Origin of the sequence: Cellulosimicrobium sp. NPDC057862, from assembly GCF_042797035.1 — a bacterium.
Taxonomy (GTDB): Bacteria; Actinomycetota; Actinomycetes; order Actinomycetales; family Cellulomonadaceae; genus Cellulosimicrobium.
Genome location: NZ_JBHVMH010000012.1, coordinates 72,339 through 93,335, shown reverse-complemented (window position 1 = coordinate 93,335; position 20,997 = coordinate 72,339). Strand labels below are relative to the sequence as shown.

At 74.0% G+C, this 20,997-nt stretch carries 17 protein-coding genes; 13 read left to right on the top strand and 4 right to left on the bottom strand.

The features are described from left to right. Positions 1-4: 4 nt before the first annotated feature. On the top strand, positions 5-1,189 hold the full coding sequence (locus ACFVN3_RS15055) for an aminotransferase class I/II-fold pyridoxal phosphate-dependent enzyme (protein ID WP_378233718.1): 1,185 nt from the start codon (positions 5-7) through the stop codon (positions 1,187-1,189). Here the strand turns inward: ACFVN3_RS15055 and ACFVN3_RS15050 are convergent. Further along, positions 1,173-1,982 (bottom strand): SDR family oxidoreductase, encoded by an 810-nt coding sequence (locus ACFVN3_RS15050; RefSeq protein WP_378233717.1) that lies wholly within the window; start codon positions 1,980-1,982, stop codon positions 1,173-1,175. The two genes, ACFVN3_RS15055 and ACFVN3_RS15050, sit on opposite strands and share 17 nt — an antisense overlap. A gap of 129 nt (positions 1,983-2,111) precedes the next feature. Continuing rightward, a complete protein-coding gene (locus ACFVN3_RS15045) occupies positions 2,112-2,546 on the bottom strand; it encodes a hypothetical protein (RefSeq protein WP_313662017.1) in 435 nt (144 codons plus the stop codon). A gap of 129 nt (positions 2,547-2,675) precedes the next feature. On the opposite strand from ACFVN3_RS15045, the gene ACFVN3_RS15040 reads away from it, so the two are divergent. The 6 genes from ACFVN3_RS15040 to ACFVN3_RS15015 all read left to right on the top strand — a co-directional run bounded on the left by ACFVN3_RS15040 (position 2,676) and on the right by ACFVN3_RS15015 (position 10,534). Then, a complete protein-coding gene (locus ACFVN3_RS15040) occupies positions 2,676-3,929 on the top strand; it encodes a PQQ-dependent sugar dehydrogenase (RefSeq protein WP_378233715.1) in 1,254 nt (417 codons plus the stop codon). Between the two features lie 374 nt (positions 3,930-4,303). Next, a complete protein-coding gene (locus ACFVN3_RS15035; RefSeq protein WP_378233714.1) occupies positions 4,304-5,578 on the top strand; it encodes a G5 domain-containing protein in 1,275 nt (424 codons plus the stop codon). Between the two features lie 190 nt (positions 5,579-5,768). Continuing rightward, positions 5,769-6,305, top strand: a complete 537-nt coding sequence (locus ACFVN3_RS15030; protein WP_378233713.1) for a hypothetical protein — start codon at positions 5,769-5,771, stop codon at positions 6,303-6,305. A 93-nt stretch (positions 6,306-6,398) separates the two neighbouring features. Continuing rightward, on the top strand, positions 6,399-8,192 hold the full coding sequence (metG, locus tag ACFVN3_RS15025) for a methionine--tRNA ligase (protein WP_378233711.1): 1,794 nt from the start codon (positions 6,399-6,401) through the stop codon (positions 8,190-8,192). A 2-nt stretch (positions 8,193-8,194) separates the two neighbouring features. Continuing rightward, complete coding sequence (locus ACFVN3_RS15020) at positions 8,195-9,190, top strand: TatD family hydrolase (RefSeq protein WP_378233710.1); 996 nt, start codon at positions 8,195-8,197, stop codon at positions 9,188-9,190. A 177-nt stretch (positions 9,191-9,367) separates the two neighbouring features. Then, the gene (locus ACFVN3_RS15015; RefSeq protein ID WP_378233708.1) at positions 9,368-10,534 is read left to right on the top strand and encodes a ubiquitin-like domain-containing protein; all 1,167 of its coding nucleotides are present in this window, start codon (positions 9,368-9,370) and stop codon (positions 10,532-10,534) included. Between the two features lie 40 nt (positions 10,535-10,574). On the opposite strand, the gene ACFVN3_RS15010 is transcribed toward ACFVN3_RS15015, so the two are convergent. Further along, positions 10,575-10,961, bottom strand: a complete 387-nt coding sequence (locus tag ACFVN3_RS15010; RefSeq protein ID WP_378233707.1) for a VOC family protein — start codon at positions 10,959-10,961, stop codon at positions 10,575-10,577. Positions 10,962-11,105: 144 nt separating this feature from the next. On the opposite strand from ACFVN3_RS15010, the gene ACFVN3_RS15005 reads away from it, so the two are divergent. The 4 genes from ACFVN3_RS15005 (at position 11,106) to ACFVN3_RS14990 (ending at position 15,897) form a co-directional block, all read left to right on the top strand. Next, positions 11,106-12,131, top strand: a complete 1,026-nt coding sequence (locus ACFVN3_RS15005; protein ID WP_378233705.1) for a helix-turn-helix transcriptional regulator — start codon at positions 11,106-11,108, stop codon at positions 12,129-12,131. A gap of 333 nt (positions 12,132-12,464) precedes the next feature. Then, positions 12,465-13,886, top strand: coding sequence for a transglycosylase family protein (locus tag ACFVN3_RS15000; protein WP_378233703.1), 1,422 nt, complete (start codon positions 12,465-12,467; stop codon positions 13,884-13,886). Positions 13,887-14,011: 125 nt separating this feature from the next. Next, positions 14,012-14,950 (top strand): 16S rRNA (adenine(1518)-N(6)/adenine(1519)-N(6))-dimethyltransferase RsmA, encoded by a 939-nt coding sequence (gene rsmA / locus ACFVN3_RS14995; RefSeq protein ID WP_378233702.1) that lies wholly within the window; start codon positions 14,012-14,014, stop codon positions 14,948-14,950. After that, a complete protein-coding gene (locus tag ACFVN3_RS14990; RefSeq protein ID WP_378233701.1) occupies positions 14,947-15,897 on the top strand; it encodes a 4-(cytidine 5'-diphospho)-2-C-methyl-D-erythritol kinase in 951 nt (316 codons plus the stop codon). Before rsmA ends, ACFVN3_RS14990 begins: the two co-directional genes overlap by 4 nt. A 437-nt stretch (positions 15,898-16,334) precedes the next feature. Here the strand turns inward: ACFVN3_RS14990 and ACFVN3_RS14985 are convergent, their stop codons facing one another. Further along, positions 16,335-17,360, bottom strand: a complete 1,026-nt coding sequence (locus ACFVN3_RS14985; protein WP_378233700.1) for an acetylxylan esterase — start codon at positions 17,358-17,360, stop codon at positions 16,335-16,337. A gap of 222 nt (positions 17,361-17,582) precedes the next feature. Here ACFVN3_RS14985 and ACFVN3_RS14980 point away from each other — a divergent pair, with 222 nt between their 5' ends. Both ACFVN3_RS14980 and ACFVN3_RS14975 read left to right on the top strand, forming a co-directional pair. Beyond that, entirely contained in the window at positions 17,583-19,595 is a 2,013-nt protein-coding gene (locus tag ACFVN3_RS14980) for a DUF1349 domain-containing protein (protein ID WP_378233699.1), read from the top strand. 258 nt (positions 19,596-19,853) lie between these two features. Continuing rightward, positions 19,854-20,945, top strand: a complete 1,092-nt coding sequence (locus ACFVN3_RS14975; RefSeq protein WP_378233698.1) for a LacI family DNA-binding transcriptional regulator — start codon at positions 19,854-19,856, stop codon at positions 20,943-20,945. The last annotated feature ends 52 nt before the right edge of the window (positions 20,946-20,997 follow it).

Sequence of the window (20,997 nt, the reverse complement as noted above, 5' to 3'; positions counted from 1 at the left end):
TGCGATGGAGTTCCGCCGGATCCCCGGTCTGCCGCCCTACGTCTTCACCATCATCGACGGGCTCAAGATCGAGGCACGCCGAGCGGGGCGCGACGTCGTGGACCTCGGCTTCGGCAACCCGGACCTGCCTAGCCCGCAGGTCGCGGTCGACAAGCTCGCCGAGGCCGCCCAGAACTCGCGCAACCACCGCTACTCCGCCTCGCGCGGCATCCCCAAGCTCCGCGAGGCCGTCGCGGGCCTGTACCAGCGCCGGTTCGGCGTGAGCCTCGACCCGGACACGGAGATCATCTCGACCATCGGCGCCAAGGAGGGCTTCAGCCACCTCATGTGGGTGCTGCTCCAGCCGGGCGACGTCGCGCTCGTCCCGACCCCGAGCTACCCGATCCACATCTGGGGGCCCTACTTCGCGGGTGCCGACGCGCGCCAGGTCCCCATCGGCGACGGGACCGACGCCGCGGGGTACATCGACCGGATCATCGAGGCGTGGGAGCTGGGCTGGCCCAAGCCGCGCGTCGTCGTGCTGTCGTTCCCGCACAACCCGACGACGACGGTCGCGACCAAGGAGGACCTCCAGCGCCTCGTCGACTGGGCGCGGGACAAGGACGTCGTGCTCGTGCACGACCTCGCGTACGCGGACATGACGTTCGACGGGTTCCGTCCGCCGTCGATCATGGAGTGCGAGGGCGCGCGCGAGGTCGCGGTCGAGCTCTACTCGATGACGAAGTCGTTCTCCATGGCGGGCTGGCGCGTCGCGTTCCTCGTGGGCCGTCGCGACGTCGTCGGGGCGCTCGCCAAGCTCAAGAGCTACCTCGACTACGGCACGTTCCAGCCGATCCAGATCGCCGCGACCGTGACGCTCAACGAGGCGACGGAGTTCCCGCAAGAGATCTCGTCGGTGTACGAGTCGCGCCGCGACGCCCTGTACGACGGCCTCCAGCGCATCGGCTGGGACATCCACAAGCCCGGCGGCACGATGTTCGCGTGGGCCCGCATCCCCGAGCCCTACCGGGACATGGGGTCGATCGAGTTCGCGACGCACCTCGTCGAGGAGTGCGACGTCGCCGTCTCCCCGGGGGTCGGTTTCGGCCCCGGCGGCGACGAGTTCGTCCGGTTCGCGCTCATCGAGAACGAGCACCGCATCGGTCAGGCGATCCGGGGTCTCAAGCGCGGCCTCACCCGGCTGGCGTAGGCGTCGTCCCCGTCCACACGTCGTCCCCGCGCAGCACGGCGTCGGCACCGCCGTCGTCGTAGATCGTCTGCCCGGTGACGTGGGTGTTCGCCGGGTCCGTGAGCCACAGCAGCAGGCTCGCGACCGACTCGGGCGACTGGTGCCCGTGCAGGGGCATCGGGACGGCGGCGTCGACCATCGCGGCGGACTCCGGGGTCGCGAGCAGCGAGGACGTCATGGGCGTGAGCACGGTCCCCGGGGCGACGGCGTTGAGCGGGATCCCTCGACCCGCCCACGCCGGGGTCACGCACTCGCGCCGCACCCACCGCGAGAGCGCCCGCTTGGACGACGGGTAGCTGAGGTAGCCGACCTCGGGCCCCTGGTCCGCGAGCGCCGCGGCGACGCGCAGCGCCGCGTCCTCGTCGTCCGCGAGGCACGCGGCGACGAGCTCGTCGGAGACCGGCTGGAGGGTCGCCATGGACGACACGACGGCGACGCGCGGCGCGTCCGACCGTCCGAGCGAGGGGAGCAGCGCAGTGAGGAGCCGCGTGACGCCGAAGAAGTTCACGGCGACGGTCTTCGGCACCGGGGCGGCGATGCCCGCGCACGCGACGACCCCGTCGACGCGCCCGTCGGTGAGCCTCGTGACGTGGTCGACGGCGTGCGACCGGCCGTCGGGGGTGCTCAGGTCGGCCTCGACCTCGGCGTCGCGCAGGTCGACACCGACCACGCGGTCTCCCCGGTCGCGCAGCAGCGCGGCGGTGGACGCACCGACCCCCGACGCCGAACCCGTGACCACGTACGTCCGCGACATGCGTACCGACCTCCTCGCCGGCTCCTCCGGCCCTCGGAGGAGCTTCCGGTACCAGCGTGCCTCGCCGCGCGCGGGCGCGTGGCCGCCGAAGGACCGGGGCGCCGGGCCAGAGGTCCTGAGGGTCCGGGGTCAGGCCGGCGCCGCCGTGGGCGGCGTCCGACCGTGCCGCCCCTGGTACCTGTCGACCTGACGCCCCGCCGCGGCGACGGCGCGGTCGTCGACCAGGTCGTAGACGACCGTCCCGACCCAGACGATGAGCGTCGCCCAGACCCAGGTCCAGAAGCCGTCGATGTCGAACCCGCTCGACGGGGACAGCAGCGTGGTGACGATGAGCGAGCCGAGCACGGTGACGATCCCCAGGGTCCACGTCCAGCCGTGGACGTGCTTGCCGAGGAGCCGCACCACGAGCGGTCGCAGGAGGGTGATCGTCACGGTGAAGAGCGCGACCGCGACGAGCCCCCACAGCCAGCTCATGGTCATTCCCTCGAGCACCAGGTTGGCGATGACGAGCGTCACCCCGTACGCGACCGCGGCGACGACGAAGCTGAGCACCTTCGGGTTCATGGCGCCCCTCCTTGAGGGCCGGTGAGGCGGGAGGACCCGCCTCCTTCTCTCCAGTGTGGCGCGGATCGGCCGTCGTGCGCGGCGAGCGCGGCACGTGCGACGACGCCGACGGCGCGCGACGATGGGCGCATGCCCACGAACCGGACGTCCGCGCGTCGGGCGAGACGCGCGGCCGTGGCGGGCGCCGCCGTCGTGCTGCTCGCGGCATGCACGCCCGACGACGGTCCGGAACCCGCCCCGGGCCCGTCGGTCACGACGGCCACCGCCGAGCCGAGCGAACCCGCGGAGACGAGCACGCCCGAGCCCGAGCCCGAGCCCGGGCTCGTCGTCGTGCCCGAGGTGCGGGTGGACGTGACCGAGGTGGCGACCGGGCTGCCCGCCCCGTGGGCGCTCGCGGCGCTCGCGGACGGGACGCTGCTCGTCTCGCTGCGCGACGAGCGCCGACTCGTCGTCGTGGACCCGGCGACGGGCGCCGTCGAGCCGATCACGGGACCGGGCGCGGACGACCTGCGCGACGGCACGGTCGCGCGGGGCGAGTCGGGTCTGCTCGGGGTCGCGGTCGGGCCCGAGGGCGGCGCGGCGCCGGGGGAGGTGTTCGTCTACCGGACCGCGGACGGCGGCAACGAGGTCCTGCGGGGGACGCTCGCCGGTCGCGAGCTGTCGGGCCTCACCCCGGTCCTCCAGGGCATCCCCGCGGCCTCCACGCACGACGGCGGTCGTCTCGCGTTCGGGCCGGACGGCTACCTGTACGTGACGACGGGGGACGCGCAGCAGCGCGGCGCGGCGCAGGTCGCGGGCGCGTTGAACGGCAAGATCCTGCGGCTGACGGTGGAGGGCGATCCCGCACCGGGGAACCCGGACCCGGCCTCGCCGGTGTGGAGCCTCGGGCACCGCAACGTCCAGGGAGTGGCATGGGACGTGACGGGCCGCATGCTCGCGTCGGAGTTCGGGCAGGACACGTTCGACGAGCTCAACGTCGTCGTGCCGGGCGGGAACTACGGCTGGCCGGAGGTCGAGGGGGTGGGCGGCGCCGCGTCGGGGTTCGTCGACCCGGTGGCGACCTGGTCGACGTCGGACGCCTCCCCGAGCGGGCTGGCCGTGACCCGCGAGGGCGCGTACCTGGCGGGGCTGCGGGGCCAGACCCTGTGGCGGGTGCCGTTCGCGACACCCGACGGCGGCGGGTCGGCCGACGCCTTCGGCGCTCCCCAGGCGGTGGTCACCGACCGTGGACGGCTGCGCGCCGTCCTGGTCGACCCGGCGACTCCGCTCGGGGACGACGGGAGCGCGGTGCTCTACGTGCTGACCAACAACACGGACGGGCGGGGTGACCCGCGCGACGGCGACGACCGGCTGCTCCGGGTCGCGGTGACGCCGGTGGGGTGAGGCCGCCGTGACCCGTGGGGCTCGGTCCGTGAGCGCCGTCGCGAGATCGGCCCGAGCGCCCGAGATCTACCCTCGGGAGGTCGATCTCGGGGCGGTGAGGTCGATCTCGACGGATCCGGGGGCTGACCAGTCGGTTTGGAGCGTGATAACGAATCGGTTACGGTCGAGTGTCTCGCGTTGCCGCTCACCGGGGACAGGTGTATTGGCCGGCCGTGGGGCGCGGTCTCCGTAGAGCACCCAGGGTGCCGGGGGTCCGCAGGACGGCCGGATCGGCTGGTCGAACCGGGTGACGCCCGCGCCGTGGCGCGGGACGGCCCCGGGGCGCGCGTGCGCCGTCGACCCCCGTGCCCGGGACCCCCGACGACTGGACCAGAGTGCACAACCCCTTCCGCTTCCGCGCGCCCCAGAACCGTGACGTCGAGACGACAGCGTCGGACGTCACCCCCGACGAGACCATGCCCGGTACGCCGAGCCGTCGCGCCGCCCGCTCCGCGCGGACCCTGCGTTCGACGCGCCGCCGTCGCTGGTCGATCGTCGCGGCGGCCACCGCCGTCGCGCTCGTCGGCTCCGGCGCCGTCGCCTACGGCGAGGCCAACAAGACCGTGACGATCGACGTCGACGGCGAGCTGACGACCGTCAGCACGCTCGCCGGCTCGGTCGGTGGCGCGCTCGACGCCGCCGGGATCGAGGTCGGTACGCGCGACCAGGTCGCGCCGGACCCCGGCTCGGCCCTGGACGACGGGGACGAGGTCGTGGTGCGCCTCGGCAAGCAGGTCACCGTCCAGACCGACGGCGAGCAGTCCGACGTCTGGCTCACCGCGCTCGACGCGGACGAGGCGCTGGAGACCCTCGCCGAGCGCGGGGGCGACGTGCGCCTCGTCGCGTCGCGGTCGGGAGAGCGCGCGTCGCTCGACCTGCGCCTCGACACCGACGGCCCGGTGAACGTCGTGGCCGACGGCGAGACGACGGTCGCGCCCGACGGCAGCATCGGGATCCCCGCGATCCTCGAGCAGCGGGGCATCGAGCTCGGCGAGCTCGACCGCGTGAGCGTCCAGCGTGTCGAGGCGCCCGAGCCGGGCGCGCCGACGGTCTCGCTCGTCGTGCAGCGCGTCGTCGTCGAGCAGCAGCAGACGACGACCCCCGTCCCGCACGGGTCGGTCCAGCAGCCCGACGACTCGAAGTACACCGACGAGTCGGCCGTCGCCCAGGCCGGTGCCGACGGCGTCACCACGACGACGTTCGAGGTCACTCTCGTGGACGGCGTCGAGGAGTCGCGCGAGCAGCTCTCCGAGGAGGTCACCACGGCGCCCGTGGACGAGGTCGTCGTGACCGGGACGCAGGAGCGCCCGAAGGACCCGCGCACGATCGGGCAGGCCATGGCTGCCGAGCGCGGCTGGACCGGGTCGCAGTGGACGTGCCTCGAGAAGCTGTGGACCAAGGAGTCCAACTGGAACCCGGCGGCGGACAACCCGACGTCGAGCGCCTACGGCATCCCGCAGTCGCTGCCCGGCTCGAAGATGGCGAGCAAGGGCGCCGACTGGGCGACCAACCCCGCGACGCAGATCGCGTGGGGCCTGGACTACATCGCCGGCTCGTACGGCTCGCCGTGCGGCGCGTGGTCCCACTCGCAGGCCGTCAACTGGTACTGACGGCTGGTACTGACGGCTGGTACTGACGGCTGGGCCCGAGAAGGCAGCGCAGCGCAGACGACCGCGCCGGACGGCTCCGTGCGGGCCCGCGACCCCCGAGGTCGCGGGCCCGTCGTCGTCCCCGGTTCCTCGGCAGGCTCTGCACGCCGTCGCCACCGGGGTGAGCGCCCGTCCCGATAGCGTCCGCGACGTGGGACGACGGGGGCGGCGCGAGAGCGACGGGCGGGTGCGCGCGGTGCTCGTGCCCGCGACGGTGCTCCTCCTGCTCGTCGTGTCGGTGGCGGCGGTCGGCGGCGTGCTGCTCGGACGGACGCTCGACCGCTCGGTGCCGGCCGTCGAGGACGGCTGGAGAGCGTGGCGCGGGGTGGACGAGGACGACGAGCGGTACGTCGCCGACCTGGTCGCGGACGTCGAGTCCTGGCCTCGCGTGGACGACGTAACGGAGCCCTCACCGATCCGCCGCGGGGTCCTCGACCGGGTCGTGCGTGTCCGCGTGGTCGTCACCGTCGCGGAGACGCTGACCGACGCGGACGCCGACTCTCTGGGTGAGCGGATCTGCGGCGCGACGCACGCCGCGAGCGTCCACGGCTTCGACGTCTCGTTCCGTCTGGAGCGCGCCGATGTCGCGGTCGGCGTCGACTGTCGAGAGGTCGCCCAGGCTGCCGAGACGACGGCGGCGCTGGAGGAGGCCTTCGTCGACTCCCGTGGTGGTGCGGGCGACGGTTGACGACGGACGGCCCGGCCCGGTCAGCGCGGCGGGAGTCCAGGGTCCCGAGACGCCCCCGCAGGGCGCGCCGCGGCCCGACTAAGATCGGGCACCATGACCCACATCCTCTCGGCCGTGGCGTGGCCGTATGCCAACGGGCCGCGCCACATCGGCCACGTCGCAGGTTTCGGTGTCCCGTCGGACGTCTTCAGCCGGCACATGCGGATGGCGGGTCACGACGTCCTCATGGTCTCGGGCACCGACGAGCACGGGACGCCGATCCTCGTGCAGGCGGACAAGGAGGGCGTGAGCCCGCAGGAGCTGGCGGACCGGTACAACCGCGTCATCGTCGAGGACCTGCACCAGCTCGGGCTGTCGTACGACTTGTTCACGCGCACCACGACGCGCAACCACTACGCCGTCGTGCAGGAGATGTTCCGCACGGTCCACAAGAACGGGTACATGGTCGAGCAGACGACCATGGGCGCGATCTCGCCGTCGACGGGCCGCACGCTGCCGGACCGCTACATCGAGGGCACGTGCCCCATTTGCGGGTACGACGGCGCGCGCGGCGACCAGTGCGACAACTGCGGCAACCAGCTCGACGCGATCGACCTCATCAACCCGCACAGCCGCATCAACGGCGAGACGCCCAAGTTCGTCGAGTCGAACCACTTCTTCCTCGACCTGCCCGCGTTCGTCGACGCGCTGGGGGACTGGCTGCGCACGCGCACCGCGTGGCGCCCGAACGTCCTGAAGTTCTCGCTCAACCTGCTCGACGACGTGCGCCCCCGGGCCATGACGCGCGACATCGACTGGGGCATCCCCGTCCCGCTGGAGGGCTGGGAGTCCAACCCGAGCAAGCGCCTCTACGTGTGGTTCGACGCGGTCATCGGCTACCTGTCGGCCTCGATCGAGTGGGCGCGGCGCAGCGGCGACCCGGACGCGTGGCGCGCGTTCTGGAACGACCCCGAGGCCCGCTCGTACTACTTCATGGGCAAGGACAACATCACGTTCCACTCCCAGATCTGGCCGGCCGAGCTGCTCGGCTACGACGGCCGGGGGAGCAAGGGCGGGGCACCGGGGGCCTACGGGAACCTCCAGCTCCCGACGGAGGTCGTGTCGAGCGAGTTCCTCAACGTCGAGGGCCAGAAGTTCTCCTCGTCGCGCGGCGTCGTGATCTACGTGCGCGACATGCTGGCCCGCTACCAGCCGGACGCGTTCCGCTACTACGTCGCGTCGGCGGGTCCCGAGACGCAGGACGTCGACTTCACGTGGGCGGACTTCCAGCGCCGCACGAACGACGAGCTCGTCGCGGGCTGGGGCAACCTCGTGAACCGGACGGCGAACCTGGTGCACAAGAACTTCGGGGCCATCCCGGAGCCGGGACAGCGCCAGCCGATCGACGAGGGCGTGCTCGCCACGACGACGACCGCGTTCGGCCGCGTGGGCGAGCTCATCGCGACGCACCGCCAGCGCGCGGCCGTCGCGGAGGCGATGAAGACGGTCGGCGAGGTGAACAAGTACGTGTCGGACACCGAGCCCTGGAAGCTCAAGACCGACCCGGACCGCCTCGCGACGGTGCTGCACACCGTGACCCAGGCGGTGAGCGACCTCAACACGATCCTGTCGCCGTTCCTGCCGCACTCCGCGCAGCAGGTGCACGAGGCGTTCGGCGGCACGGGCACGATCGCGCCGCAGCCGCGCATCGACGAGGTGACCGACCTCGACGACGACTCGCGCCACTACCCGATCATCACGGGCGACTACCGCGCCGAGGGCCTGGCGACGTGGGAGCCCAAGGCCGTCGTGCCGGGCACCCCGGTGGGCAAGCCGACGCCGGTGTTCACCAAGCTCGACGACTCGATCGTCGAGGAGGAGCTCGACCGCCTGCGCGAGACCGCCTGACGGTGGCCAAGCAACGCGACCGCGGGTGGCCGCCGGACCCGGAGGCGCTGCCCGTCCCGGTGGTGGACAACCACACGCACCTCGACTCGATCGCGCACGTCCTGCCCGACGACGTCCCCGCCCCGAGCGTGGCGGACCACCTCGCGCGGGCGGCGGCCGTGGGGGTGGACCGGGTCGTGCAGGTCGGGTGCGACCTGCCCGCGGCCCGCTGGACCGACGCGCTGCTGCGCGGGGTCCCGGAGGCGTGGGGGACGACGTCGACCGCCGAGCATGGCGTGACCCCGGCCGAGCATGGGGTTTCTGCCCGTCCGGCCGGCGTGGGGCGGCTGCTCGGGGCCGTCGCGATCCATCCCAACGAAGCGGTGCTGCACGGCGGGGTGCGCGAGGTGGGGCCGGACGGGCTCGAGCCCGACCCGCGGCCGCAGCACGACGTCCCGCTCGACGACGCCGTCGCCGAGATCGCCGCGATCGCGCGCGGCAACGACCGCGTGCGCGCGATCGGCGAGACCGGGATGGACCTGTTCCGTACAGGTCCGCAGGGAGAGGCCGTACAGCGGGAGGCGTTCCGCGCGCACGTCGCCCTCGCGAAGGAGCTGGGCCTGGCGCTGCAGATCCACGACCGTGACGCCCACGCCGAGGTGCTCGACGTGCTCGCACGCGACGGCGCCCCGGAGCGGACCGTCTTCCACTGCTACTCGGGCGACGCCGCGATGGCCCGGTTCTGCGCGGAGCAGGGCTGGTTCCTGTCCTTCGCCGGCCCGGTGACGTTCCGCGCGAACGACGAGCTGCGTGCCGCCCTGCGGGAGGTGCCGCTCGGGCAGGTGCTGGTCGAGACGGACGCGCCCTACCTCACCCCGCACCCGTACCGGGGTCGTCCCAACGCCCCGTACGTGCTGCCGACGACCGTGCGTACGGTCGCCGAGGTCGTGGACCTGCCGCTCCCGGACGTGTGCGCGCGGCTCGCCGCGACGTCCGTCGCGGTCTACGGGCCCTGGTGACGCGGGCCGACGCGGCACCACCCGTCACCTCCCGTTCCGGGCGAACCGGAGGTTTCGTCCTGGGTCACGTTTCGGCTACGGTCGGGTCCGTGCGTCGCGCGCCGTGCGCCGACGACGTGCCCCACCTCGCCCTCGGCGGTCGCCGAGGGCCGCTTCCCCGCAGAAGGGACCGCGCGCGTGCTCGCACCTGACGGAACCGGTCGCCGGCGCCTGCAACGGCTGGCGGCCCAGGGCGTCGTCGTCGCGAGCCTGGTGGTCGTCACGGGTGCCTTCGCCTCGCTCCAGAAGAGCGTCACCCTCGACGTGGACGGCGAGCTGCACGAGGTCTCCGCGTACGGGCGCACGGTCGCCGAGGTGCTCGACTACCAGGACGTCGCGGTCGGCGCGGAGGACCTCGTCGAGCCAGGCCTGGCGGACCCCGCGCGCGACGGCAGCACGATCGTCGTCCGGTCGAGCCACGACGTGACGATCGAGATCGACGGCCAGGTCCAGACGATCTCGACGACCGCGCGCACCGTCGGGGAGCTCCTCACCTACCTCGGGCCGCGCGCCGAAGGCGCCGTGACCGAGGTCTCGCGCACGCAGGCGCTGGGCCGCGACCCGATCCGGGTCTCCACGCTCAAGACCGTGCACGTCGCCGTCGACGGCGCGGTCATGCCCATCACGACGGCGGAGCCCACGGTGCGCGGCGTCCTCGCGACGGCGGGCATCGTGCTCGCCGAGGGCGACAGCACGTCCGCGCCCCTCGACGCTGCCGCGGTCGACGGGATGCTCGTCCTCGTGAGCCGGGCCGCCGCGTCGGCGACGACCGTCACCGAGGTGCTGCCCTTCGCCACGGAGGAGGTCGAGGACCCGAACCTGCCGAAGGGCCACCGGGTCGTCGTCCAGTCCGGCCGCGTGGGCGAGGCGACCACGACGTACGCCGTCCAGACGCTCGGCGGCGCCGAGGTCTCGCGCACGGTCCTCACGCGCACGGTCACGACGGAGCCGCGCGACGAGATCATCAAGATCGGGACGATGGACATCTCCGTCTCGGTGGACCCGGGCTCGGCCCGGGCGATCGGCCGTTCGCTCGCGGCCCAGCGCGGTTGGGGCGACGACCAGTTCGTCTGCCTCGACAAGCTCTGGACCAAGGAGAGCAACTGGCGCGTCGACGCCGACAACCCGAGCTCGAGCGCGTACGGGATCCCGCAGGCGCTTCCCGGGTCGAAGATGTCGAGCGCCGGGGACGACTGGCGCACCAACCCGGCGACCCAGATCACGTGGGGCCTCGGGTACATCGAGGGCCGGTACGGCACGCCGTGCTCGGCGTGGTCCCACTCGGTGGCCAAGGGCTGGTACTGAGGCCGGTGCGGCGCCCGGGGTCCGCGGGCGCCGCGGCACGCTAGGCCTCGAGCATCTCCAGGTAGTGCGGGTTCTGCATGATCCCGAGCACGTTGCCGAACGGGTCGACCACGGACGCCGTGACGAAGCCCGTACCCTCCCCGCGCTCGACGACGCCCTCGTACTCGGTCGCGCCGAGCGCGAGCAGCCGGGCGAACGCGTCGCGCACGTCGTCGACGTGCCAGTTCACGATCGCGCCCCCCGGGGTCTCCGGCTGCGGGTGGGGAGACCACGACCGGGCGATGATGCCGAGCTCGTCCTGGCGGTCACCGATCCTGAACTCCACGTACCCGCCCGGCACGACGTAGTAGGGGTCCGTCCCGAGGACCTCCGCGTACCACGCGGACGCGGCCTCCAGGTCGTCGGCCCACAGGTTCAGCGTCGCCATCCCTCGCAGCATGCTCGTCTCCCTCGTCGTCGTCCCCGGGATCCTGCCCGGTGACCGCGGTCGTCGACCCGGCGGGACCGACACCACGACAGTAGGACTCCCTGCGGAACGTGCGGTTCCGCAGGGTGGGGCAGGATGGGATCCGTGCTCGACACCTCCGTGCGACTCCTGCGCCTGCTCGCGCTCCTCCCGTCGCGGCCGACGTGGTCGGGCCCCGACCTGGCGGAGCGGCTCGGCGTCACGACCCGCACGGTCCGCAACGACGTGGAGCGGCTGCGGATCCTCGGGTACGAGGTGCGGTCGGCGCCGGGTACGGCGGGCGGCTACCGGCTCGGGTCGGGGGCAGCGCTCCCGCCGCTCCTGCTGGACGACGAGGAGGCGGCCGTCGTCGCGGTGTCGCTGCGGGCCGCCGCCACGGGGTCGATCACGGGGGTCGAGGACGCCGCTCGCCGCGCGCTCGTCAAGCTCGACACCGTGCTGCCCGCCCGGCTGCGCGCCCGGGCGGACGCGCTGCGCGCCGCGGTCGCGAGCGCGCCGGTGGGTGGTCCGGCGGTCGACGCGCGGGTGCTCTCCGACATCGCCGGCGCGGTCGCGGCGCGGACCGGTCTGCGCCTCGAGTACCGGGCCCACGACGGGACGACGACGTCCCGGGCGGTCGAGCCGTACCGGCTCGTGCACGTGGGCCGGCGGTGGTACCTGCTGGCGTTTGACCTGGGCCGCGACGACTGGCGGACCTTCCGCCTCGACCGGCTGCGCCTCCGCACGCCCGTCGGACCCCGCTTCACGCCTCGCCCCGTGCCGGGCGGCGACGCGGTCGCCTACGTGGTCCGCGGAGTGGGGTCGATCGCGTGGGCGCACCCCGCCCGCGTGCGGCTGCACGCGCCGGCGAGCGTCGCGGCGGAGCGGCTCGCGCCAGAGGCGGGGGTGCTCGTCGACGACGGCCCGGACGCGTGCGTGCTCGAGACCGGGGGGACGTCGCTCGCCCAGCTCGCCGGGTTCCTGCTGGGCCTCGACGTCGACCTCACGGTCCTGGACCCGCCGGAGCTCGCCGAGACGCTGGCGCGGCTCGGGGCCCGTGCCGCGCGATCCGGGTCTGCGGGCTCCGGGCGCCCGGGATCGGGCTCGGGGAGGGGCGGCCCCGCGCGTGACGCCGACGGTGACACCGGGTGAGAAGCGCGTGGAGGCGCCGGTGACATAGGCGCTGAAATCCGGACAGAACCTCCCAGTCTAGCGGCCTGGGGGTTGGACTTCGATAACGGATCGGTTACGGTCGAACGTCGCTCGCGCGTGAACGGCACGCTGCCACGGTCCTTTCCGGACCGCGGGAGAGGTGCCCGGACCACGCGGGCGGTGCGCCGTCGTCGGGCCCTGGGGAAGGGGCGCCGGGGTGGCGCCGGCAGCCGGATCGGCCGCTCGAGACTCGCGGACGCACGTGTGCGCCCGCCGCGGAGGACGCACGTCCGCCGCGGACCGCGGGTGGTGCCCACGCGCCGTCGAGCACCCGTGCCCGGGACCCCCGACGACTGGACCCGAGTGAAGAACCCCTTCCACCGGACCGCTGACGCGGCCGGCGCACACGAGAGCGCCGACACCACCACCCTGACCCCCTTCGAGACCACCGACGGCCCCGCGGAGAGCCCCCAGAGCCCCGCGGCCACCGCCCGTCGTCGCCGCCGCTGGCCCCTCGTGGCCGGCGCCACCGCCGTCGTCCTGCTCGCGACCGGCGCCGTCGCCTACGGCAACGCGCGCAAGACCGTCCAGCTCGACGTCGACGGCCAGATCACCACCGTCACGACCTTCGCCGGGTCCGTCGAGGGCCTGCTCGCCGAGCAGGATGTCGCCGTCGGCGACCGCGACCTCGTCGTACCCGACGTCGACTCGGCCCTGCGCGGCGGTGGCGACGTCGTCGTGCGCTACGGGCGCGAGGTGCCCGTCCAGGTCGACGGCTCCCAGTCCTCCGTCTGGCTCACCGCGCTCGACGCGGACGAGGCCCTGACGACCCTCGCCACGCGCGGCAGCGACGTGCGCCTCGTGGCGTCGCGCTCCGGCGAGCGCGCGTCCCTCCCGATCCGCCTCGACGCGGACGGCCCCGTGAACGTCGTCGCGGACGGCGAGACGAAGGTCGCGCCCGACGGCGGCATCGGCATCGACGCGATCCTCGACCAGCAGGGCATCCAGCTCGGCGAGCTCGACCGCGTCCACGTGGAGAAGTCGGACCAGATCGCCGCGGCCCAGGCCGACGCCGCTGCCGAGGCAGCACCCGCCGACGCCACCGCCACCGCCGCCGCGACCGAGGACGCCGAGGCCGCGGCGGACGCCGCACCGGTCTCGCTCGTCGTTCAGCGCGTGAAGGTCGAGGAGGTGCCCACCGAGAAGGCCGTCCCGTTCGAGACGGTCACCGAGGAGGACGCCAACCGGTTCAAGGACCTCGACCCGGTCGTGAAGCAGGAGGGCGTCGAGGGCGTCCACACGACCGTGCACCGCGTCACGACGGTCGACGGCGCCGAGGAGTCGCGCGAGCTCGTCTCCGAGGGCGTCACCACGCCCCCGGTGAACAAGATCCTCGTGCAGGGCACCAAGGAGCGCCCCAAGCCGCAGCCGAAGGCCGAGACGCAGCAGCGCTCGTCGTCGTCCTCCTCGTCGTCGGGCGGCTCGTCCGCGCCGGCCGCGAACCTTGGCTCCGCCCCCGGCGGCGTCTGGGGTGCGCTCGCGCAGTGCGAGTCCGGTGGCAACCCCGCGACGAACACGGGCAACGGCTACTACGGCCTCTACCAGTTCTCCGCGTCCACGTGGCGTGCCATGGGCGGCTCCGGCCTCCCGTCGGAGGCCTCGGCCGCCGAGCAGACGCAGCGCGCCCAGGCGCTCCAGGCCCGCTCGGGCTGGGGCCAGTGGCCCGCGTGCGCGGCCAAGCTGGGTCTTCTCTGACCGGCTAGCAGGACTCACGGCCGCCCGACGGCCGCACCGCGGAGGGCGGGGCGCACGGCGCCCCGCCCTTCGTCGTCCCCGCGGCGTCCGACCCCCGGGTGTCCCGGTCGGTAGGCTTGGCTGTCATGAGCGACACCCGCGGCGCCCTGCTGGGTCCGGCCGAGATCCGTGACCTGGCGGGCCGCCTCGGCGTCCGCCCCACCAAGACTCTGGGCCAGAACTTCGTGCACGACGGCGGCACCGTCCGCAAGATCGTGCGCGCCGCGGACGTGCGGTCGGGGGAGCGCGTGGTCGAGGTCGGCCCGGGGCTCGGCTCGCTCACCCTCGGACTCCTGGAGGCCGGGGCGAGCGTCGTCGCGGTCGAGATCGACCCGGTGCTCGCGAAGCAGCTCCCCACGACGGTCGCCCGGCACGTCCCCGACCTCGGCGACCGGCTCGAGGTCGTCGGCGCGGACGCGCTGGAGGTGACGACCCTGCCCGGCGAGCCGCCGACGGCGCTCGTCGCCAACCTCCCGTACAACGTCGCGGTGCCCGTGCTGCTCACGTTCCTCGAGCGGTTCAACTCGCTCGAGCGCGTGCTCGTCATGGTGCAGGCCGAGGTCGCGGACCGGCTCGCCGCCCCGCCCGGGTCGCGCACGTACGGGGTCCCGTCGGTCAAGGCCGCCTGGTACGCCGACGCCCGCCGCGCGGGGACGATCGGCCGCAGCGTGTTCTGGCCGGTGCCGAACGTGGACTCCGCGCTCGTCGCGCTCGACCGGCGCGAGCCGCCGGCGACGACCGCGACGCGCGAGCAGGTTTTCGCGGTCGTCGACGCGGCCTTCGCGCAGCGGCGCAAGATGCTGCGCTCCGCGCTGTCCGGCCTCGCGGGCTCCGCGAGCGTGGCCGCCGAGGTGCTCGAGGCGGCCGACGTCGACCCGCAGGCGCGCGGCGAGGTGCTCGACGTCGCGGCGTTCGCGCGCGTCGCCGAGCAGCTCGTCCTGCGGGACAGCCTCGACGAGCGTCCCGCCCGCGGCGCGGCACCCGCGGAGCGTCGCACCGGACGACCTGGCACAGTGGACGCGTGACACCCCCGCGACCGCCGAGCATCGCCCTCGCGCCACCCCCGTCCGTCCGCGTGCGCGCACCCGGCAAGGTCAACCTCTCGTTGCGGGTGGGGGCGCTCCAGGACGACGGCTACCACCCGCTCGTGACGATCTTCCAGGCGGTCGGGCTCAGCGAGGACGTCGTCGCCCACCAGGTCCCGCCGGGCTCGGGCGTCTCGCTCAGCGTGACCGGCCTGCAGGCCGACGTGGTGCCGACCGACGAGACGAACCTCGCGTGGCGGGCCGCCGTCGCGCTCGCCGAGCACGTGGGCGTCGACCCGGACGTGCGCCTGGAGATCCACAAGGAGGTCCCCGTCGCGGGCGGCATGGCGGGCGGTTCCGCCGACGCCGCGGCCGCCCTCGTCGCGTGCGACACGCTCTGGGAGGCCGGCGTGCCCCGCGCCGACCTCGTCCGACTCGCCGCGGGGCTCGGGGCCGACGTCGCGTTCGGGCTCGTGGGCCACACCGCCGTCGGGACGGGGCGGGGCGACGTGCTCACGCCCGCGATGACGCGCGGCGAGTTCCACTGGGTCTTCGCCGTCCAGGCGGAGGGGCTCTCCACGCCCGAGGTGTACCGCACGTTCGACGCGACCGTCGGCGGCCCGGCCGAGCTCGACCTCGCCGACGACACCGCGCTCATGCAGGCGCTGCGCGCGGGCGATGCCGTCGGGCTCGGGCAGGTGCTCCGCAACGACCTCCAGGGCCCCGCGCTCACCCTGCGCCCCGAGCTCCAGCGGACGATCGACGTCGCGACCGAGGCCGGCGCGCTCGGCGCGATCGTCTCCGGATCCGGCCCGACCGTCGCCGCCCTCGCGCGCAGCCGACAGCACGCGCTCGCGATCGCCGCGTCGTGGACGGCGAACGACGCGTGCGACACCGTCTGGTGCACCACCGCCCCTGCGGCCGGTGCGCGGGTCGTCGCGCACTGACGAGCCCGCCCGCCGAGAGCGATCCCGGTCGCGCGAGGGAGAACCGTGGTTCGTGTGCCCGACGGCGTGTGGTCGCCCTGGGTGGTCGGGGTGGGTGGTGGTGCCGCGTCTACCATCCGCCAGGCCCGCCACGACGCGGCACCACCACCCACCCCGCCCTACGGTGTCTCGCCCTGGTCGTCGCTCACCCGGGCGAGTGCCCGCGGTGTCGGGTCCTTCCGCACCGCACCGCATCGCATCGGGCGACCCGACTGCGGCGCGCGGCCAGCCGCCGCCGGGCAGGACCAGGGTTCTACTTCGCGCGACCACGGTTCTACCTCGCGCGACCGTGGTTCTACCTCGCGCGGCCACGGTTCTCCTTCGGCAGGCCGGGGTTCTCCCTCGTGCTCCCGGGGGTCTACTGGTGGCGGCCCAGGTCGTTCGCTCTCCCGGCCGGGCTAGCGGGTGTGCTCGCGGAGCCAGGCGAGCTGGCGGGCGAAGCGGTAGGCCTGGCCGCCCTCGTGCTCGTTGAAGCGGTAGACGTCGATCGCGCGTGCGACGTCCCCAGCACCCGAGCCGGCGGCCCAGCCGTTGTAGGCCGCGTACACCGTGGACGGCGGGCAGACCGGGTCCATGAGGGCGACGGAGAACAGGCCGGGGGCGGTCGCGCGGCGGGCGAGGCTCGCGCCGTCGAGGTAGGAGAGGGTGCGGAAGACGGCGTCCTCGTGCTCGCGGTGGACGGCGAGGTAGCGCGTGATCTCCGAGTAGGGCGGACGGTCGGTGATTTCGACGGCGCGACGGTAGTGGGTGAGGAACGGGACGTCGGGCATCGCGGCGACGAGCCCCTCGGTGAGGCCGGCGACGGCGATGGTCAGGCCCCCGCCCTGGCTCACCCCGGTCACGGCGACGCGCGCGGGGTCGATCCCGTCGATGGTCCGCACGGCGTCGACCGCCCGCACGGCGTCGGTGATGACGCGGCGGTAGTAGTGCTCGTGCGGGTCGAGGATGCCGCGGGTCAGGAAGCCGGGGGCGGCCGGGCCGGACCCGACCGGGTCGGGCGTGTCGCCTCCGGCGCCCCAGCCGCTGCCCTGGCCGCGCGTGTCGACGACGAGGTGCGCGTAGCCCGCGCTCGCCCACACCAGGTGCTCGTGCGGCAGGCCCCGCCCGCCCCCGTACCCCAGGTACTCGACGACGGCCGGGAGCGGTGCGGCGTCGCCCGCGGCGACGGCGCCCTCGGCCGCGGCCGGCCGGACGAGCCAGCCCTTGACCGGCTGGCCGTCGAAGCCCGGGAACGTGACGTCGTCGACCACGACCGTCTCCAGGCCGGCGTCCACGCGCTCGAGCCGGACGGTCTCGGCGAGGTCGCCACCGGCCGCGCGGGACCCGTCGAGGGTGCGCGCCCAGAACGCGTCGAGGTCGGCGGGCTCGTCGAGCGCGGGCGTATAGGCCTCGAGCTCGGCGAGGGGCAGGTCGAAGAGCGGCACGGTGGCGATCCTCCGGGGTGCGCATAAGTCTGATGTCGGACATCGATGTCGGGTCGGGACGACTCTAGCGCCGCCCCGAGAACCCTCGGGCCACGCTAATAATGCGCATCATCCCTTTGACCCGCGCAGGGCCGGTGCGGCGAGACTGCCACCAGCCGCCGCCGCGCGCGCGGCGCCCGGTCGGCGACGAGGCCGCCGGTGAGGAACCGATGGAGGTCCCCTGTGAGAACCCGAGCAGCAGCACCCCGCCGCAGACGCGGCGTCGCGACGGCGGCGGTCGCCGCCCTGGCGGTGGTGGTGGCAGCCGGCGCGGTCGCCCCGGCCGTGGCCACGACGCCGGCAGCCGTCGTCCCCGCGACGGTGAGCGCGGCAGCGGCCGACGCTCCGTCCGCGTCCGACCTCCCGGTGTTCGAGTACCGCGGCGTGATCACCGACAAGGAGTCGATGACCTACAACCCGACGGACGAGTTCATCTTCCCGAGCGTCTTCCACGCGGGCGCGTACCTCGACGAGCCGCTGGGGGAGTGGTACCTCTACTACGCCCCGCACGACTCCCCGGGCGGCATCTCGCTCATGTACGCCGACTCGCTCGAGGGCCCGTGGACGGAGTACGCGCACAACCCGATCGTCGCGAACGAGTGGCTGCCCTTCTACGAGCGCGTCTCGCACGTGTCGTCGCCGGACGTGCTGTGGGACGACGAGGCGGGCCAGGTGCTCCTCTACTTCCACGGCGAGAACTCCACGACCCGCTGGGCGACGTCGCCCGACGGTGTCACGTTCGACGACTCCGGGGTCGCGGTCACCAACGCCGACGGCGGTGCGGGGACCACCGAGACGTCGTACGCCCGCGTCGTCGAGCACCCGGACCCGGCGTCCGGCTACCGCTTCGCGATGACGTACATGCAGAACCGGACCGACAACATCCGGCGCATCAAGGTGGCCGAGTCGGTCGACGGCAGGGCCTGGGACGTCCGACCTGACCCGCTCGTCGTGCCCGACGCCGCGACCGGCACGAACGTGTCCGGCGGCAACCTGTGGGAGTGGGAGGGCCAGCTCTACGTGGTCTACCACGGCTCCACGGGCATCACGTTCGCTCGCACGCTCGACCCGACGATGACCCAGGTCGGGCCGCGGTGGGAGCTGCACAAGGCCAGCGGCGTGGGCGACGACACGGGCCGGGTCGCCGCGCCCGAGATCGTGACCGACGGCGACGAGACGTACCTCTTCTACGAGTCCGGCGACCGGCTGGGGGCGACGATCGCGTGGGCGCAGCGCGACCCCGACGCCGTCCGGCCTCCCGAGCCCGGCCAGGATCCCGACCCGCTGCGCGAGCAGTGCAGCGGCGCCGCGTCCGACGAGTTCGACGGCGCGACGCTCGACCCGGCGAGGTGGTCCGTCGTCCGCGCGGGCACCGCTCGGCACGAGCTCGCCGACGGCGCGCTGCGCATCCCGGCGTACCCGACCGGCGTCGCGGGCGCCGCGCTGCCGCTCCAGGCCGTGCCCGCCGGGCCGTGGGAGGTCACGACGGCCGTCTCCGTCTCCCCGACCGAGCGCTTCCAGCAGGGCGGTCTGCTCCTGTACCGCGACGACGCGAACTACGCGAAGCTCGACCTCGTGCACGGCTCGCTCGGGCCGCGCGTCGAGTTCATCTGGCGCCAGAACGGCACCGACCGCAACACGGGCTTCGACTCGGTCGTCCCGCCGGCTGGCCTCGGGGACACCTTCTGGTTGCGCCTCGCGAGCGACGGGACCGCCGTGCAGGCCTCGGTGTCGGTCGACGGCGTCGAGTTCGCGCCGTGGGGCCGCACGGTGGACGTCGCGGCGCTCGGCGCGACGGGCGTCGGGCCGTTCGCGATGCGCGGCTCGGCGACGCCGCCGGAGATCGTCGCGTCGTTCGACTGGTTCCGGTGGACCCCGACCGCCGAGGAGGCGGCAGCGTGCGACGACGCCGGCCCCGCCGTCGACGTGCAGACCGTGACGCGCTGCCTCGCGGGCCGCGCGTACGTAGCGGTGGCGGCACGCAACGAGGGCGACGCCGCGGCGACGGTCCGGCTCGTGACGCCGTTCGGCGAGCGCACCGTGGCGGACGTCGAGCCCGGGCGCAGCGCCTACCAGTCCTTCGCGACGCGCGCGACGTCGGTCGTCGCCGGGGAGGCGAGGGTCGAGGTCGCCGGCGCGGACGGCGTCGCGCGCGGCTCGACGTCGTCGGCCTACGACGCGCTGACCTGCGGGTAGCGCGGCCGACGAGCGCGGCGCAGCGGGCCCAGGGACGCACCTCGGAGTGCGTCCCTGGGCCCGTCGTGCATCCTCCGGCACGTGCCCACCGGGGCGGACGCGGCCGTCGAGTCGCCGATTATGCGGATCACCGGCGGCGTACCGAGGCCCGGAGTGCCAGCGTTCGCGAAGTAATAATGCGTATTACCGCGTTGACCCGGGCGCTCCGCTCTGGCGAGACTCCTCGCACGTCATCGACGACGTGATCGAGGAGGATCCATGCCGAGGCACCGCATCACCCAGGCCGACGTCGCCGCCATGGCCGGCGTCAGCCAGGCGACGGTCTCGTTCGTGCTGAACGACAGCACGCCCGCCGGGGTGCGGATCAGCGAGGAGACCCGCCAGCGCGTGCTCGACGCAATCCGCATCACCGGCTACTCGGCGAACCCCGTGGCGCAGCGCCTCGCGGGCGGGCACAACCAGATCCTCGGCGTCTTCACCTACGAGGCGACGTTCCCGCGCGCAGGTCGCGACTTCTACGGCCCGTTCCTCGTGGGGATCGAGCACGCGGCCGAGAAGCTCGGCATCGACATCCTGCTCTTCACGAGCGCGCGCGTCGTCGACGGCCGCCGCCGCCTCACGCGCGACGGGTGGCAGCGCCTCGGGATCGCCGACGGCTGCCTGCTGCTCGGCCAGCACGAGGACCGCGGCGAGCTCCAGCACCTGCTCGACACGAACTACCCGTTCGTCTTCATCGGCAAGCGCGGCAGCGACGGCGGCCGCCTGCCCTACGTGGGCGCCGACTACGTCGCGGCGACGGCGCGCCAGGTCGAGCGTCTCGTCGAGCTCGGCCACGAGCGCATCGGCTACGTCGGGCCGCGCGGCACCGACCAGCCGACGCTCGACCGCGTGGACGCCTACCGCGCCACGATGAAGGCGCACGGGCTCACGGTGCGCTTCGTCGAGCTCGACGACGTGCCGGCCACGGCCGCGGAGATCGTCGACCAGCGCCTCACGGCCGTCGTCGTCGCCCCGGAGAACTACCCCGAGGAGCTCGTCGACGAGCTCGAGAGGCGCGGGGTCCGCGTGCCCGACGACGTCTCCTTCCTCCTCCTGGGCCAGCCCCACCACGGTCGCCCGGGCGGGCGCCGGTGGTCCGGGTTCTCGATCCCGCGCGAGGAGATGGGGGCGCGCGCCCTCGTCCTGCTCTCGCGCCTCGTCGCCGAGTCCGGCTCGGGCCGCTCCGACCGCAAGGCCGCGCGCGCCGCCCGGGTCCCCGAGGACGAGCTGCACCAGCTCCTCGAGTGCGTCGACGTCGACGGCGAGACCGTCGCCGCGCCACCGGTCCCTGCGCACCTCCCCGGCGTCTGAACGTCCTCCAGCCCCAGAACCCCGCTCCAGAGCACCAGAGAAACGGAACCCA